Origin of the sequence: Tenacibaculum xiamenense, assembly GCF_964513065.1 — a bacterium.
GTDB classification, from domain to species: Bacteria; Bacteroidota; Bacteroidia; order Flavobacteriales; family Flavobacteriaceae; genus Polaribacter; species Polaribacter xiamenense.
Genome location: NZ_CAZEQU010000015.1, coordinates 17,255 through 32,962 on the forward strand (window position 1 = coordinate 17,255; position 15,708 = coordinate 32,962).

General features: G+C 32.1%; 16 protein-coding genes. 11 read left to right on the forward strand and 5 right to left on the reverse strand.

Translation table 11 applies throughout. The features are described from left to right. Positions 1–91: 91 nt before the first annotated feature. Genes ACKTTV_RS06455 through ACKTTV_RS06470 form a run of 4 tightly spaced genes read left to right on the forward strand, consistent with a single transcriptional unit; the run spans position 92 to position 4,022 of the window. Positions 92–1,411, forward strand: a complete 1,320-nt coding sequence (locus ACKTTV_RS06455; RefSeq protein WP_408030082.1) for a hydroxymethylglutaryl-CoA reductase, degradative — start codon at positions 92–94, stop codon at positions 1,409–1,411. Further along, entirely contained in the window at positions 1,412–2,347 is a 936-nt protein-coding gene (locus ACKTTV_RS06460; RefSeq protein ID WP_408030008.1) for a GYDIA family GHMP kinase, read from the forward strand. 9 nt (positions 2,348–2,356) lie between these two features. After that, complete coding sequence (locus tag ACKTTV_RS06465; RefSeq protein WP_408030009.1) at positions 2,357–2,812, forward strand: GNAT family N-acetyltransferase; 456 nt, start codon at positions 2,357–2,359, stop codon at positions 2,810–2,812. Beyond that, entirely contained in the window at positions 2,802–4,022 is a 1,221-nt protein-coding gene (locus ACKTTV_RS06470) for a BaiN/RdsA family NAD(P)/FAD-dependent oxidoreductase (RefSeq protein ID WP_408030010.1), read from the forward strand. The genes ACKTTV_RS06465 and ACKTTV_RS06470 overlap by 11 nt, the downstream gene beginning before the upstream one ends. Positions 4,023–4,027: 5 nt before the next feature. Here ACKTTV_RS06470 and ACKTTV_RS06475 read toward each other — a convergent pair whose 3' ends face one another. The 3 genes from ACKTTV_RS06475 to ACKTTV_RS06485 all read right to left on the reverse strand — a co-directional run bounded on the left by ACKTTV_RS06475 (position 4,028) and on the right by ACKTTV_RS06485 (position 6,518). Further along, on the reverse strand, positions 4,028–4,882 hold the full coding sequence (locus tag ACKTTV_RS06475; protein ID WP_408030011.1) for an SMP-30/gluconolactonase/LRE family protein: 855 nt from the start codon (positions 4,880–4,882) through the stop codon (positions 4,028–4,030). 195 nt (positions 4,883–5,077) lie between these two features. Then, complete coding sequence (locus tag ACKTTV_RS06480) at positions 5,078–5,314, reverse strand: hypothetical protein (protein ID WP_408030012.1); 237 nt, start codon at positions 5,312–5,314, stop codon at positions 5,078–5,080. 778 nt (positions 5,315–6,092) lie between these two features. Continuing rightward, positions 6,093–6,518: a MotA/TolQ/ExbB proton channel family protein gene (locus tag ACKTTV_RS06485; RefSeq protein WP_408030013.1), complete on the reverse strand. Its 426-nt coding sequence runs from the start codon at positions 6,516–6,518 to the stop codon at positions 6,093–6,095. A 206-nt stretch (positions 6,519–6,724) separates the two neighbouring features. On the opposite strand from ACKTTV_RS06485, the gene ACKTTV_RS06490 reads away from it, so the two are divergent. From ACKTTV_RS06490 to ACKTTV_RS06520, 7 genes are all read left to right on the forward strand, one after another. After that, positions 6,725–7,789, forward strand: coding sequence for a sensor histidine kinase (locus ACKTTV_RS06490; RefSeq protein WP_408030014.1), 1,065 nt, complete (start codon positions 6,725–6,727; stop codon positions 7,787–7,789). After that, positions 7,773–8,495 carry a LytR/AlgR family response regulator transcription factor gene (locus ACKTTV_RS06495; RefSeq protein ID WP_408030015.1) on the forward strand — a complete coding sequence of 241 codons (723 nt, stop codon included), beginning with the start codon at positions 7,773–7,775 and terminating at the stop codon, positions 8,493–8,495. The genes ACKTTV_RS06490 and ACKTTV_RS06495 overlap by 17 nt, the downstream gene beginning before the upstream one ends. 135 nt (positions 8,496–8,630) lie before the next feature. Next, positions 8,631–9,704 carry a diphosphomevalonate/mevalonate 3,5-bisphosphate decarboxylase family protein gene (locus tag ACKTTV_RS06500; RefSeq protein ID WP_408030016.1) on the forward strand — a complete coding sequence of 358 codons (1,074 nt, stop codon included), beginning with the start codon at positions 8,631–8,633 and terminating at the stop codon, positions 9,702–9,704. 18 nt (positions 9,705–9,722) lie between these two features. Beyond that, positions 9,723–10,220 carry a toxin-antitoxin system YwqK family antitoxin gene (locus ACKTTV_RS06505; protein ID WP_408030017.1) on the forward strand — a complete coding sequence of 166 codons (498 nt, stop codon included), beginning with the start codon at positions 9,723–9,725 and terminating at the stop codon, positions 10,218–10,220. Positions 10,221–10,279: 59 nt separating this feature from the next. Next, on the forward strand, positions 10,280–11,206 hold the full coding sequence (locus ACKTTV_RS06510) for a mevalonate kinase family protein (protein WP_408030018.1): 927 nt from the start codon (positions 10,280–10,282) through the stop codon (positions 11,204–11,206). Between the two features lie 15 nt (positions 11,207–11,221). Continuing rightward, positions 11,222–12,142 carry a geranylgeranylglycerol-phosphate geranylgeranyltransferase gene (locus ACKTTV_RS06515; RefSeq protein WP_408030019.1) on the forward strand — a complete coding sequence of 307 codons (921 nt, stop codon included), beginning with the start codon at positions 11,222–11,224 and terminating at the stop codon, positions 12,140–12,142. A gap of 47 nt (positions 12,143–12,189) precedes the next feature. Then, entirely contained in the window at positions 12,190–13,026 is an 837-nt protein-coding gene (locus tag ACKTTV_RS06520) for a pseudouridine synthase (protein ID WP_408030020.1), read from the forward strand. 36 nt (positions 13,027–13,062) lie between these two features. On the opposite strand, the gene ACKTTV_RS06525 is transcribed toward ACKTTV_RS06520, so the two are convergent. Together ACKTTV_RS06525 and ACKTTV_RS06530 are read right to left on the reverse strand one after the other, a co-directional pair. Beyond that, entirely contained in the window at positions 13,063–13,434 is a 372-nt protein-coding gene (locus ACKTTV_RS06525; RefSeq protein WP_408030021.1) for a heavy-metal-associated domain-containing protein, read from the reverse strand. Between the two features lie 2 nt (positions 13,435–13,436). Beyond that, positions 13,437–15,677, reverse strand: a complete 2,241-nt coding sequence (locus tag ACKTTV_RS06530; RefSeq protein WP_408030022.1) for a TonB-dependent receptor — start codon at positions 15,675–15,677, stop codon at positions 13,437–13,439. Between the last annotated feature and the right edge of the window lie 31 nt (positions 15,678–15,708).

Sequence of the window (15,708 nt, forward strand, 5' to 3'; positions counted from 1 at the left end):
TGTTTAAGTAAAAAGTTTGCCAAGTTTACGGAAAATTCATTAATTTTTAGGTTAAAATGCCCATAAATATCTTTAAACACCGCTAATTTAACTGGATTCATTTATCTTTGAATCCTTAAAATTTACACACAGAATGGCGAAAGTTATTTCAGGATTTTCCAAACTTTCTAAACAAGAAAAGATTGATTGGTTAGCAAAGAATTTTTTTAATAACCAAAACGAAATCATAGAAACAATTCAGCAATACTGGAATGCTGATGAAGGACTACAAAGACTACATGACGATTTCATAGAAAACACCATTACCAATTTCTATATGCCTTATGGTATTGCCCCAAATTTCATTATCAATGGAAAAGAGCATGTAATACCTATGGTTGTTGAGGAGAGTTCGGTGGTAGCGGCAGCTTCTTTGGTAGCCAAATTTTGGAGTACACGTGGAGGATTCAAAACTGAAGTTATTTCTACTACAAAAATTGGACATGTTCACTTCATGTTTGAAGGTGATAAAAAAGACCTCTTTAACTACTTTGAAGAACAAAAGCCAAAACTTCGAGAAGCAACTTCATCCATTACCAAGAATATGGAAAAACGTGGAGGAGGTATTTTAGATATTGTTCTTGTTGATAAAACAGAACAATTAGAGAATTACTATCAACTTCATGTTACTTTCGAAACCAAAGATTCAATGGGAGCGAATTTTATCAATTCGTGCCTTGAAGCTATGGCTAATCAGTTTAGAAGAGATGATATTGAAATTGTAATGAGCATCTTGTCTAACTATGTTCCTGAATGTTTAGTTAGAGCTGAAGTATCTTGTAAAGTAGAAGATTTAGGTGGTGAAAATCCAGAAAAATTCGCTAAGAAATTTGAACAGGCTGTAAAAATAGCTGAGATAGAACCTTATAGAGCGGTTACTCATAATAAAGGAATTATGAATGGTATTGATGCCGTTGTTTTGGCAACAGGTAATGACTTTAGAGCTATTGAGGCTGGAGTTCATGCCTATGCTTCAAAAAATGGCAGTTACAGTAGTCTTTCTCATTGTGAGGTGAAAGATGGCATTTTCAGATTTTGGATTGAACTTCCTTTGGCTTTAGGTACTGTTGGAGGATTAACAGCTCTACATCCAATGGCCAAATTATCTTTAGATATGATGGGAAGACCATCAGCTCCCGAATTAATGGAAATTATGGCTACCGCTGGTTTAGCTCAAAACTTTGCAGCTTTAAGGGCCCTAACCACAAAAGGGATTCAACATGGTCATATGAAAATGCACTTGATGAATATTTTAAATCAAATGGGAGCGACTTCTGAAGAAAAAGAGCTTATTTCAAAAGAGTTTGAAAACAAAACAGTATCTCATAGTGGTGTTGTTGAAGCACTCGAAAACTTAAGAAAGAAAGTTTAAATGAGTTCACAAAAACATTACAGTAATGGTAAACTATTACTAACAGGTGAATATCTTGTTCTTGATGGTGCGCAAGCTTTGGCTGTTCCAACAAAATTTGGACAAGATTTAATTGTAGAAGCTATTGATGAGCCAGAGTTAATTTGGGGTAGTTTTACAAATACTGGAGAATGCTGGTTTGAAGCCAGTTTTGACTTACCTAAACTTAGACTTACCTCAGCTACTTTTAATTCTGATAAAGAAGGAAGTTCTGAGTTTATTGCTGAAACACTTCAAACAATTCTTCAAGAAGCCAAAAAATTAAATCCAGAGTTTTTAAATAGCCTGAAGGGATATATTGTTAAGACGAACTTGTCTTTTCCTCGAAATTGGGGACTTGGAAGTTCTTCTACTTTAATAAACAATATTGCTTCTTGGGCAAAGGTTAATCCATTTACTCTTTTGTGGAATTCTTTTTCAGGAAGTGGTTACGACATTGCTTGTGCAAAACATAATACTCCAATTTTATATAGTGTTAAGGAAAAGACCCCTACAATAAAGGAAGTCAATTTTAATCCCGACTTTAAGAATCAACTATTTTTTATTCACTTAAATCAGAAGCAAAACAGTAGAGAGGGAATTGCACAGTATAGAAAAGCGAAAGAGGAAGCTCTTCAACATATATCAACGATAAACGAAATTTCCCACAATATTCTAAATACTAAATCTATTAACGATTTTAATACTCTTATTAACGAGCACGAGCTAATAATAAGTAAAATTATACAGCAAGAACCTGTTAAGAAAAGATTGTTTCCTGATTATTTTGGAGAAGTGAAAAGTTTAGGAGCTTGGGGTGGCGATTTTGTTTTGGCTACCGGAAATGATGATACTCCAAAGTATTTTAAAAATAAAGGATATACTACTGTTTTAAGTTACTCAGAAATGATTCTTTAATTTTACGTCATGATTAGACAATACTCCATTGAAGATACTGATAAGTTAATTGCATTACTCGATCAAAATATTCCAAGGTATTTCGATCCTTCTGAAAAACTTGACTATATAAGTTATTTGAAAAATGAAATCGAAGATTATTTTGTTTTTGAAGTAAATAATGAAATTATTGGCTGTGGTGGTATTAATTATGATATTGAAAATAAAAAAGCTAGAATTTCTTGGGATATTATTCATCCAAATCATCATGGAAGAGGTATTGGTAAGCAACTAGTCAATCACAGAATTGAGCTTATAAAATCTAACAGAAACATTGACACCATTATTGTGAGAACTTCACAATTGGCATTCAAATTTTATCAAAAATTAGGTTTTCAAACAGACAGCATAACTAATGACTTTTGGGCTAAAGGATTTGACCTTTATCTTATGTCATTAAACATAAACAAACATCGTGAGCACTAAAAAGAAAGTAATTATTGTAGGAGGCGGAGCAGCTGGTTTCTTTACAGCTATTAATGCGAAAGAATTAAATCCAGAGCTAGATATTACTATCCTAGAAAAAGGAAAAGACGTTTTACAAAAAGTAAAAATATCAGGTGGTGGACGCTGTAATGTTACTCATGCATGTTTTGAACCAAAAGAACTGGTGAAACATTATCCAAGAGGAGAAAAAGAATTACTCGGTCCTTTCCATCAATTTATGACTGGTGATACTTTCGAATGGTTCGACAACCGAGGAGTTCCATTAAAAATTGAAGATGATAACCGTGTATTCCCAGAGGCAAATACCTCTCAGGCAATTATTAATTGTTTTTCGGAATTAACGAATAAACTCAATATTAAAATCGCCACGGGACAAAATGTAATTGATATTTCCCATAAAAGTGAAACATGGGAGGTCATTACTAAAAATGAAACTTACCAATGTAATTTTTTAGTTATCGCAGCAGGTAGTAGTAAAAAAGTATGGGAATTAGCCGAAAAACTAAATCATAAAATCATTCCACCTGTACCCTCTTTATTTACTTTTAACATTAAAGATCCTCGTATTATTGATTTGGGAGGAATATCCGTTCCTAAAGCCATCGTAAAAATCGCTAAAACAAAACTTGAAAATTCTGGTCCCTTATTAATTACCCACTGGGGGCTGAGTGGGCCCGCTGTTTTAAAGCTTTCTGCTTATGGAGCTAGAATATTAGCTGAAAAGAACTATCAATACAATGTTATTGTTAATTGGCTTGGTATGGATACCGATTTAGCTCTTGAAATGCTCAATAACTTTAAACAAGAGTTTTCTAAAAAACAGATTTATTTAAGATCTCCCTTTTCAGACATTCCTAAAAGGCTATGGGAACGCTTACTAAATGCTTCTAAAATTTCAGCCAAAGCAAATTGGGCAGATTTGAGTAATAAACAATTAAACGCCTTGTCTCTACAATTAACTCAAGGGCTCTTCAATGCCAATGGTAGAACTACTTTTAAAGATGAGTTTGTTACCGCAGGAGGAATTGACCTCAAAGAAATTAACTTCAAGCGTTTCGAAAGCAAAATCCATAAAAACCTATTTATTGTAGGTGAAATTTTAAACATAGATGCCATTACTGGTGGATTCAATTTTCAAAACGCCTGGACAGGAGGCTACATATGCGCCCAAAGTATAGCTAATAGTTGATATGACTATATTAAGTCAATCACTTCAATACAACCTCTATCAGCAACTGTAATATAACATTTAGAATAATCTTGACTAAAGGTAATATTGGTTGGTTTTTTCCCTGTAAGATGTATTTCATTTACCACTTCTCCTTCTGGTGAAAGTACTACCACTGTACCTTTATCGTAGCGACAAACATAAAGGTTTCCGTCTTTATCGCAACGCATACCATCCAATCCGAAGTCTTTAAATGAAATCAATTCCTTTTTATTCGCAACATCACCATTTTCTTTAATATCATACACCCAAACTTTTCTTTGAACAGATTCGTTTACATATAGCTTTTTACCATCAGGGCTCACCTCTACTCCATTCGTAGTCCCCATGTTCTTTTCTAACAATTCAAAACCATTCTCCTTGGTCACCTTCCACAAGTTCCCTGTACTTTCTTTCCAATTTGGATCGCTAGCATATAACGTTGTATTAGACAATACCGCAATATCATTTGGTTGATTTGCCAAAGGTTGGTTCGCAAAAACTTGAATTTCCTTCGTCTCAAGATTCACTTCAAGAACATTATGATTAGTATAATCAGCAACAAACATTTGATTTTTATCACCAAATCGAATACCATTTCCAATACTTCCATTAGGCAACTCGAGAAATATACTGCTTTCACCAGAAGCAGTTACTTTACCAATTGTTCCTTCTTTTTCAAAATTAACTGCATAAATATTCCCTAAATAATCTGTAGCTGGACCTTCTATTCCACCAGTAAATAAATTTTCTTTTATTAAATCATAGCTTTCTTGTTTTTGACTACAAGAGATTGATATAACGGAAAAAAGAAATAAGTAAAGTTGTTTTCTATAATTCATTCGAACAATGCTTGTTTAATTTAGTATTGCCTAAAATGAATCAGTATATAATTATTTACCTTTTTTTTTAGCTAAAAACACTGGAAATAGCCATCAACGACTGAATTATATACAGTTTAATTACTTTCTAGTTATAAAAATGAAAGAAAACAACTTCCTAACTAGAAGTTTATTTGTAGCTTAAAATTCTTCTGTTTAGTTTGCTAGAACTCCTCGATGCGGTTTTAACGCATCTCTAAATGTTTTCATATCGGCTTCATCTACTGTAATGAAAGCTATCACATGAAACTCATGAAGTTGTTCATGATTAACCTCATGATATGTTAGATTATCTATTTCAGCAAACTCTTTCAAATGAATGCAATGATGTTTCGCTGTTTCAAGTCCCTCAGGACCTTTAAAGTCCCATATCAATTTGATTTTTCTACTCACGGATATTTGTTTACGCAAAAATACCTATTTCCAAAACAGAAATAGGTATTTTAATAATTAAATAAATTTAAAATGAGAACAAAACTTAGCTCTCTAAGATTTTACTTGAGGGGACGCTATCTTGGACACTTAACATTTTAACTATTTAAATAAATTATGTATCGCAAAGGTTAAACGGTTAAAGTGTAAGTAAAGTATTTTTTTGGTATGTTTTTTCTGGGTATTATCTATTACAATTTTTTTCAAACTTAAAGCTTATTTAAGAATCTTGCAAATTTGAATTAGACCTATATAAAGATTTAAACGAACCTCTATAAAACAGTAAGAAGACTTCTTTTTGAAGTCTTCCTGCTAATATTCAAGGGGAAAATATATAAGGGGAATATTGTTTTCTTTGTTACTGGTGTAAATATAAAACACATAAAAAACTAAACGTCAACTACTTCGACAAAAGGTAGATTTCTGTAGATGTATTCTATTGAATTAAAGGATAAAAAAACCCGCTCCAAAATAGAGCGGGAAAATTGCTATGAAAAAGAAAAATTCTAAGACGTCTCCTAGAACAGTTGCAAAGTTATAATAGTTTACCTGTTTAATATGTTAAAATTTATAAGTTTATCACTACTCAAAAACCCTAGATTTAACATAAGGGTTTTCCCTAGTCTTTCAATTTTAAAAACCATTAAAACTCTATTTTTAAAATGATTGCAATTTAAATACCCCTATATCATAAAAAAGGCAAGCTCTTTTAAGCTTACCTTTTCAATTTTTATACTTCTTATTCTTCCTTTTCTTTTCTCATCCAAAGGAGAATAATGTCAAATAATCTAGCAAACACCAAAATGACCAATCCAAATGTCGGAGCTATAAGCGCTACTTTTAATCCAGCTGCCAAAACTTGTTGACTAATGCTATTCGCAAGTGCAATTGCCTCCAAAGCACCTAACATCCCTAGTATAAAACCTAAAACACCAAAGGCTAACGAAAATAACCCGATAGATTTTAATAATTGAGCATTCTTTTCAGTATTAGATTTAAACCCTCGAATAAATAGAAAAACCACCACCAATAAAAGAATAAGCAAGGGAATCATAAATAAATAACCTCCCTCATTTAATATGTTAACACTACTTCTACCTCCTTCTTCTATAAGTGCATCCATTTCAGCCGATGTTAACTCTCTCGTTTGTTGTAAAATAGTCATAATAAATTTTTTAATTGTTTCTGTCGCTAATGTATACCCGCTTTTAACTTCAATTGAATATTTTGAGACTAACAACAATTTTCCTTCTTGATTCTGCAATGATCTCAATATTTCATTAAATAATAAAATATTAAGTCGAATCCATCTTTAATTTAGTATTTCATCTATATTTAGCAGGCAAATTAAATTATTTTTCACTTTTTTGCATGATGCAAAAGCTTATAATATCATTCTCAAAAAAGGTTCCATTACATATTTTGTTTTGGGGAATCGTTTGGGGATTTTTTTATCTTTTCTTTAGTTCAGGAAGCCAAAACCATTCCTTCCTTCTTTTTTTCTCAATCATAATGGCTTCAATAACTATTGTTGCTACTTATGTTTTTATTAGCAAACTCATACCTGATTTTTTACTAACTCAAAAATATTGGCAATTTGCTCTATACACTGTATACACTCTAATTTTCACATTATTCGGAGTTACACTAACCATAATTCTGGGGTTTACATTTTTCTTCAACCTTGAATATCAACAAATGCCTGTATTAATTAAAAATCCTTCGGTTATCTCAATATGCGTGCTATTGATTATCACATTGGTTAGTGGATTCAAAATATTAATGAGTAATTATAGGGTACTTGATGAAAAGCAAAATTTAAAAAACAAATTTCTCGAAACTCAATTAGAATTAAAGGAGCAAGAACTTAAGTTTTTAAAAATGCAAATCCACCCTCATTTCTTATTTAATACTTTAAATACATTATATGGATTTGCTCTAAAAAAAGCCGATGAAGCTCCTGATATGATCCTGAGGTTATCAAATCTCTTGGACTATATTTTATACCAAGTAGAAAAACCCTTGGTACCATTAAGTAATGAAGTTGAACACATTGAAGATTATATCACCCTTGAAAAAATGAGGTTCCAAGAAAATCTTAAGATCCAATTTCTAAAAGAAGTTAATAAAACAAATATTGAAATAGCTCCGATGCTTTTACTTCCTTTTGTTGAAAACGCTTTCAAACACGGTGTTCCTATAAAAGGAGTATTATCAATAAATATTAGACTAGAAGTTAACCAATCCTCTCTCTATTTCGAAGTTAAAAATAGTGCCAAACCATCAAACAAAAATGCTAAGGGAATTGGATTAGAAAACATAAAAAAACGATTATTTATGTTATACAAAGACAAGTACTCTTTAAATACAAGCATCGATAAACAAGTATTTTCAGCAACATTAACAATTCCACTAAAAAATGAAGAAACAAGTTAATTGCATAATTATAGACGATGAACCTATGGCTAGGGAAATTCTTGCTACATACATAGATAAAATTCCAAACATAAACTTAATAAAAAGTTGCTCAAGTGCAATGGAGGGATTGAATCTAATTAATAATCATGCTATTGATTTAATTTTTCTAGATATTAACATGCCTGAAATATCAGGGCTAACTTTTGCTAAATCCATCCAAAAAAATATTAAAGTAATTTTTACGACGGCATATAGAGAATATGCTGTCGAAGGATTCGATTTACAAGCTATCGACTACTTACTAAAACCTATTGCCTTTGACAGATTTTTAAGAGCAGTAAACAAGTTATTCGAAACCTCAAATCCACCCCAGGAAGCATCATCAGGAATCGCCGTACCAAGCTCACATACTAATAATTTTATATTCTTGCGTTCTGATAGAAAAATGATTAAAGTTGATTTTGATGACATCTTTTATGTAGAAAGTTTGAGTGATTATGTAAAGATTCATACAAAATCAAAAACTATTGTCACTAGAGAAACTATAAGCAACTTAGAAAGTAAGTTGCCAAACCATAATTTTATTCGAGTACATCGATCGTTCATTGTTTCAATTAAACAAATTGTATCATTCACCAATGAATATATTGAAATTAACAAAAAGTCCGTTCCAATTAGCAGAAGTTATAAAGAAGATGTCTTACAAAAACTTAGCTCCATTTAACTGAAAAACAAGGTATGTAATCCTCATAATCTTCCATTAATTCAAAAATTCTTTGCCTAGAGTATATTTACTTTTTAGAGGACAACTGTAATGGAAAAAATCATGTATTTTTGCTAAAAAATCTACATATTTAATATGGTCAATTTTATTTTTCAAGAAGCCGTTAAATTGGTTGAAAAAGCTACACATCAATGGCAAACTCCAAGTAATATTGCGCTTGTAAAGTACTGGGGAAAAACAGAACCTCAACTTCCCAAAAATGCGTCTATTAGTTTTACATTAAATAATTGCCATACTAAAACGAAAATAGAATTTCAAAAAATTCAAAAAAGTTCAGAAGTTGAATTTGATCTTTATTTTGAAGGAAAAAGAAAAGATGACTTCAAACCAAAAATAGCCAAGTTTTTCGACAGAATTAAGGAATATTGCCCGTATATCTTTAATTACTCTATGGTAATACATTCTGAAAACTCATTCCCTCATAGTAGTGGTATTGCCTCTTCTGCAAGCGGAATGTCTGCCATTGCAAAATGTCTAACCAGTTTAGAAAAAGAGTTGAATCCAAATCTAGATGACAACTACCTAACTCAAAAAGCTTCTTTTCTAGCTCGATTAGGTTCTGGAAGTGCAAGTAGAAGTATCGAAGGTCCTTTGGTCGTTTGGGGAGAACATCCCGATATTGAAGGAAGTTCAGATAATTATGGCATTAAATTCCCTTATAAAGTTCACCCTATTTTTGAAAATTATCAAGATTGCATATTGTTAGTGGACAAAGGCGAAAAGCAAGTATCAAGTACTGTAGGTCATAATTTAATGCATGATCATCCTTTTGCCGAACAGAGATTCAAACAAGCAAATGACAATTTAACCAAGATTTCCAAAATACTTCAGGAAGGAAAAATAAAAGATTTTATAGAGCTTGTGGAAAGTGAAGCCCTGACTCTTCATGCCATGATGCTTACGAGCAATCCTTATTTTATACTTATGAAGCCTAATACACTTGAAGTTATCAATAAAATATGGGAATACCGTTCGAAATCTAACTCTAATATATGCTTTACATTAGATGCCGGGGCAAATGTCCACGTTTTATACCCACACAATGAAAAACAGCAAGTTGAAGAATTCATAAATGCAGAATTGTTAAAATTTTGCCAAAAAAATCAGTATATTTGTGATAATACAGGCTTCGGGGCACAAACTTTTTAACATTTAACCTCTTTAATTATGAAAATTTCAACCATCGTATTTTATATAATGTTTGTTGGGTTTTCAACATCATCTATTATAGCACAGGAAACTATATGGTTTGATGCAAACTGGCAACCAACAAACAAATCAGAAGGAGAGTATTATCGTCCTAACCCAAAGAAGATTAAAAATGGGTTTTGGATTGTTGATTACTATAAGAATGGTCAAGTTCAAATGGAAGGATTCAGTAGCGTGAACACTCCAGGAGGAGAAGAATTTGATGGTTTAGTAATTTATTACTACCAAAATGGGAATGCCTCTCATAAAGCAAATTACAAAAATGGCAAACTCCACGGTTTAAGAAAAGTATATTATGAGTCAGGCGAACTCAAAGAACAAGGAAGATATGACCAAGGAAAACGTTCTGGTATGTGGAAAATCTTTTATAAAAATGGAAAAATAAAAGAAAAAGGTAAATATCGAGATAACGAGAAATCAGGTATTTGGAAGACATTCCACAAAAACACGAAGTAATAAATTGGAAACTAGAACAATTACTCGTATTTTTGCAATATTGTAATTACAAAGAATCTATGAAAGGACCTTTATTTTATGCTAAAATTTTACTCTTTGGAGAATATGGTATTATCAAAGACTCCAAAGGGCTAGCAATCCCCTTTAACTCATATAAAGGAGCTCTCAAATCAGTAAAAACTTTAACAGGTGAAGCTAAGAAATCAAACTCAAGTCTTATTGGACTTTACGACTACTTAGCAAAGCTCGATACTGAGCTTGTGGATTTTGACCTTAAAAGCTTTAAGAGTGATATTGATAATGGAATGTATTTTGACTCATCAATCCCTCAAGGATATGGAGTTGGAAGCTCTGGTGCCTTAGTTGCATCTATATACGATAAGTACGCCATTAACAAAATTACAGTTCTTGAAAATTTAACCAGAGATAAATTATTGAAGCTAAAAGAAATTTTTTCTATTATGGAATCGTATTTCCATGGAAAAAGTTCGGGCTTAGACCCTCTAAACTCATACCTAAGTCTTCCAATATTAATTAATTCTAAAGAAAATATTGAAGCAACGGGTATACCTTCTCAAAAAGAAGGTAAAGGAGCTGTATTTCTACTAGATTCTGAGCAAATAGGAGAAACAGAGCCAATGGTTAGCATTTTTATGAATAAGATGAAAAATGAAGGCTTTAGAAAAATGTTAAGTGAAGAGTTTTCTATTCATACTGATGCTTGTATCGAAGATTTCTTACAAGGAAATATGAAATCTCTATTTGGAAATGTAAAAAAACTGTCTAAAGTAGTCTTAAAGAATTTTAAACCTATGATTCCTTCAGCCTTTCATAAGGTTTGGGAAAATGGTATTCAAACAAACGATTACTACCTGAAACTATGCGGATCAGGTGGTGGCGGATATATTTTAGGTTTTACCGAGGACTTCGAAAAAGCCAAAAACAGTTTAAAAGATTATAAATTAGAATTAGTGTATCGTTTTTAAAACACTTATTTTGCTATGAGTACTACATCTAAAGCAAATACACTCTTCTATAAAATTTTCAGTCTTCTATCAGTAGTTAGAGGATATAATATATTAATATTAATAGCAGCCCAATATCTAGCTGCTATTTTTATTTTCTCTGAACAAAAGTCGCTAAAACATATACTTCTTGATTTTCATTTATTGTATTTAGTACTGGCCACTACATGTGTAATCGCGGGAGGTTATATTATTAATAATTTTTATGATGTAAAAGCAGACCGAATTAACCGTCCTATTAAAGCTGGATTAGATTCTTTTGTAAAACAAGAAACAAAACTATCTCTCTATTTTATCCTTAATTTTATTGGCTTTTGTTTTGGATGGTTGGTTTCTTGGCGCGCTGCTCTTTTTTTTGCTTGTTATATTTTTGCAATATGGTTTTATTCCCATAAACTCAAAAAATATCCAATCGTTGGACTTACCTCGGTTACTGTTTTGACCATACTACCATTCTTTGCGATTTTAGTTCATTTTAAGAACTTTTCTAAAGTAATATTTGTTCATGCGTGCTTCCTATTTTTAGTTATCATGGTTAGAGAAATAATTAAGGATTTAGAAAACATAAAAGGAGCTATTGCTAACAATTACAACACCTTTCCTGTAAAGTATGGGGAAAAAAAGTCGAAACAAGTAATTATTTTCCTATTAATATTAACACTACTACCAGTAGCCATATTATTCAATTATCCAGCAATTACCTATATGAAGTATTACTTTTACTTCGCAGCTTTTATTTTATTTTTTGTTGGGTTTTATATAAACAAAGCCAAAGAGAAAAACCAATATCGTTTGCTACATAATATACTGAAACTATTACTTTTAATTGGTGTATTTAGCCTACTATTTATAGATAAAACGTTGATTCTAGACAAAGTAATTCACGTTTTGGATTAATTTTCAAATAATTAGTGTACTTTTGCACGCGTTTTTAAAACATAGATATGAATTCAAAAAACTCGTCGAGAGGACGACATGCTGGAAGAAACAGCAATCCTCATAACAAACCTCAATTCAAGAAAAACTTTAAAAAATCAAAACCCGATAATACAAAACCTCAACAAGAGGCAAAGTCAGGTGTTCGTTTAAATAAGTACATAGCAAATGCTGGTATTTGTTCAAGAAGAGAGGCCGACACCTTTATAGAGCATGGTAGCGTTACTATTAACGGTAAATTAGTTACTGAAATGGGGTATAAAGTTCAGCCAGGTGATGAAGTACGTTTCGATGGAACATTACTTTCAATGGAAAAGAAACGATATATTTTATTAAATAAGCCTAAGAACTACATTACCACTATGGAAGATGATCGTGGTAGAAAAACAGTAATGGAGCTAGTTGGCAATGCTACTTCTGAGCGTATTTATCCAGTCGGAAGACTTGATAGAAATACAACAGGCTTACTTTTATTTACAAACGATGGAGAACTAGCCAAGAAGCTAACTCATCCTAAACACAATGTAAGAAAGTTATATCACGCAACTTTAGATAGAAAGCTAACTTTAGCTGACTTGGAAAAATTGAGAGGTGATGTTGTTATTGAAGGAAGAAAAGTATTTATCGATGCTGTTTCTTATGTAGAAGGTGGAAAAAAGAATGAAGTTGGTATTGAAATTCACTCAGGAAGAAACCGAATTGTTCGTAAAATATTTGAGCATTTTGATTACAGTGTCACAAAACTTGATCGTGTAATATTCGCAGGACTAACAAAGAAGAATTTACCTCGTGGTAGATGGAGAGAGCTTACCAATCAAGAATTAAATAATTTACATATGATATAACAAAATCCCGAGTTGAACTCGGGATTTTGCTTAAACTTACTTTCCTTTCTGCTTATGATCATCTCTTACTTCCTCATCACGGTATTTACAACAAGGATGTAAATTATCGTAAACCTCTTTTGTTGCCTTTATTTCCTTTGTATCATGCCCAACATTAGCAACAACTTCTTTAATTGATTTTAAATTAGTTTTTCGTTCATCAAAAATCAAACTAAGGTCATGAGTATTTACGTTCCAAATGGCGTATTTAACTCCCTTTGTAGACAAGGCTGCTTTTTCTATTCTTTTCTTGCACATCATACAAACGCCATCAACCTTGATTACCGCTTTTGCATTCTTTTTTTTCTTTTGAGCAGAAACCGATATTCCTGCCATAATTAACAATACTATTAAAACTATTTTCTTCATAATTAATTTAATTTAAATCTTAAACCTGTGTAATAATTGCTACCAAAAATTGGCGCATAAACTATCGTTGTATCAAAATTTTCCCCAAAAGGATTATTACTACCTAACACTGGACTACTTTGACGAACATCTGTAATATTCTCAGCTCCAGCATAAACCTCAAACTTCTCCGAAAAAACTTTTGTTATTTGAGCGTTAAGTGTACTGAATGATTGAGCATATTGGGTTAAACCTCTATTAAGAAGATCTTCCTGACTTCCAGGTAATCGTTGTTTTCCTAACCAGTTGTAAGTAGTATCAAATTTCCACTTGGCTCCATTCGCTTTCAACGGTGTTTCATAGGATATACTCGTAAAAAAACGATCTCTTGCCAATAATGGCTTTGTCAATCTTCCTTCATTATAATCAGTAGTAACGTTATTCAACCTGTACGCTAATCGAAGATTGAAATAAGGTATCAAATTTTGATTTACTTCAACCTGAAAACTTTTAGCCTCACTATCTCCTTTTAAGTTATAAAACGAAATAGCACTAGAGTTTTCCCAATCGACAACAACTTTATCCTGAAAAGTAGTTTGATAGTACTCAACACTAAAACTACCTTTACGTCCGAACAATTTATATCCTTGCAAAAAGGAAAAACCGTAGTTCCAAGCAACTTCAGGGTTTAACCCATAAATTTGCCCTCCTTCTCTCTGCACATTTATAGCTCTCGATGAAGCAAACAACTGTTGGTTTTCAGCAAAAATGTTAGCGCTCCTTACTCCTCTTCCAAAAGAAGCTCTTAAAACTCCTTTTACCCAAGGAGTATATCGAACATGAACTCTTGGTGTTACAAACGTTCCTAATAAATTATGAGTATCTAATCGAAGCCCTGCTGTTAAACTAAAGTTGTCATTATTGTCATAAGCATATTCAAAAAAAGCTCCAACTCCGCGTTCAGTCCTACCAAAGCTGTTATCAATAACTAATTCTGAATATTTATCATATAAGAAACTAAAGCCTGTTTTAAACTTATGCCTTGTATCTCCTATAATAGAACTAAACAGTCCGTTTCCATAAAAACTTTTATGATTGATATTATAATCTCGTAATCCGAAATAAGACTCTTGATCATGATTGGAATATGCTAGCTGAAAACTAATTTTTTGGAAGGGTAATTCAGGAAAAACATATCCCAATTTGGTAGATAAATCAAATCTTGAAGTTTCAATCTCACTTCCCCAAACTTCAGTACTCCCCTTCCCTTCATTAAAATCAAAATTGAGTTGCCCCATCTGCTTGCTATCATTTAAATACCTTAAATTAATAAAGCTAACCCAACCTTTTTCCGAGTCGGTATATTGCCATCTATTCATGATATTTATTTGATTTGCCAATGGATTATCCAAAAAACCATCACTATTACGATCAAACCTCTGTCCTCTATGATTTCCATGAACATAAATTCCTGTTTGCCATTTATCAGAAACTTTTCTGTTGATATGCGTATTTAACTCTAATCTACCTCCTAGCGCTCCATAAAAATTGACAAAAAATTTACTATCACTAAAAGGTTTTACTAGCTCAGCATTAATTTGACCAGAAATACTTTCAAAACCGTTAACAACACTTCCAGCTCCTTTTGTTATTTGGATACTTTCGACCCATGTTCCTGGAGTAAATGTCAAGCCAAAAGCCTGAGATGCTCCGCGTATAGATGGAATATTCTCTTGGGTAATTAAAAGATAAGGACTCTTCAATCCTAACATTTGTATTTGCTTTGCTCCTGTTAAAGCATCAGAAAAATTCACATCAATTGATGGATTTGTTTCAAAACTTTCAGATAGATTACAACAAGCTGCTTTCAACAACTCAGCACTTCCTACATTCATAACATTTTGCGCTTCAAAGAAAGATCGTTGAGTTGCCTCCTTCTCCACTCTTATTTCTACTTCTTCTAAAGTATTTTCTTCTTTTAAAACATAACTTAATGGGGTGTTTTTGTTTATTATTATCGTATCAGTTTTGAACCCTACAAAACTAACTACTATTTTTTTATACTCTTTTTTATAAGGTAATACAAAGCTTCCTCTTTCATTGGTAAACGTACCTACTTGCGTTCCCAACCAATATACCGAAGCTCCTTGAATTGACTCTTCAATCCCTGAATCATTTATATATGAAATTGTTCCTTTGAGGGGACTTTGAGAAAAAGATACTACACTTATAAACAGCACCATTGTACTGATTATACTTTTCATATTTTTCTATTTTATCAATTATTTCTATTCT

Excerpts from the sequence above, each read along its gene's own strand:
- ACKTTV_RS06460 (WP_408030008.1), top strand. The coding sequence starts at position 1,412 with ATGAGTTCACAAAAACATTACAGTAATGGTAAACTATTACTAACAGGT.
- ACKTTV_RS06465 (WP_408030009.1), top strand. The coding sequence starts at position 2,357 with ATGATTAGACAATACTCCATTGAAGATACTGATAAGTTAATTGCATTA.
- ACKTTV_RS06475 (WP_408030011.1), bottom strand. The coding sequence starts at position 4,882 with ATGAATTATAGAAAACAACTTTACTTATTTCTTTTTTCCGTTATATCA.
- ACKTTV_RS06485 (WP_408030013.1), bottom strand. The coding sequence starts at position 6,518 with ATGACTATTTTACAACAAACGAGAGAGTTAACATCGGCTGAAATGGAT.
- ACKTTV_RS06490 (WP_408030014.1), top strand. The coding sequence starts at position 6,725 with ATGATGCAAAAGCTTATAATATCATTCTCAAAAAAGGTTCCATTACAT.
- ACKTTV_RS06495 (WP_408030015.1), top strand. The coding sequence starts at position 7,773 with ATGAAGAAACAAGTTAATTGCATAATTATAGACGATGAACCTATGGCT.
- ACKTTV_RS06500 (WP_408030016.1), top strand. The coding sequence starts at position 8,631 with ATGGTCAATTTTATTTTTCAAGAAGCCGTTAAATTGGTTGAAAAAGCT.
- ACKTTV_RS06505 (WP_408030017.1), top strand. The coding sequence starts at position 9,723 with ATGAAAATTTCAACCATCGTATTTTATATAATGTTTGTTGGGTTTTCA.
- ACKTTV_RS06510 (WP_408030018.1), top strand. The coding sequence starts at position 10,280 with ATGAAAGGACCTTTATTTTATGCTAAAATTTTACTCTTTGGAGAATAT.
- ACKTTV_RS06515 (WP_408030019.1), top strand. The coding sequence starts at position 11,222 with ATGAGTACTACATCTAAAGCAAATACACTCTTCTATAAAATTTTCAGT.
- ACKTTV_RS06520 (WP_408030020.1), top strand. The coding sequence starts at position 12,190 with ATGAATTCAAAAAACTCGTCGAGAGGACGACATGCTGGAAGAAACAGC.
- ACKTTV_RS06525 (WP_408030021.1), bottom strand. The coding sequence starts at position 13,434 with ATGAAGAAAATAGTTTTAATAGTATTGTTAATTATGGCAGGAATATCG.
- ACKTTV_RS06530 (WP_408030022.1), bottom strand. The coding sequence starts at position 15,677 with ATGAAAAGTATAATCAGTACAATGGTGCTGTTTATAAGTGTAGTATCT.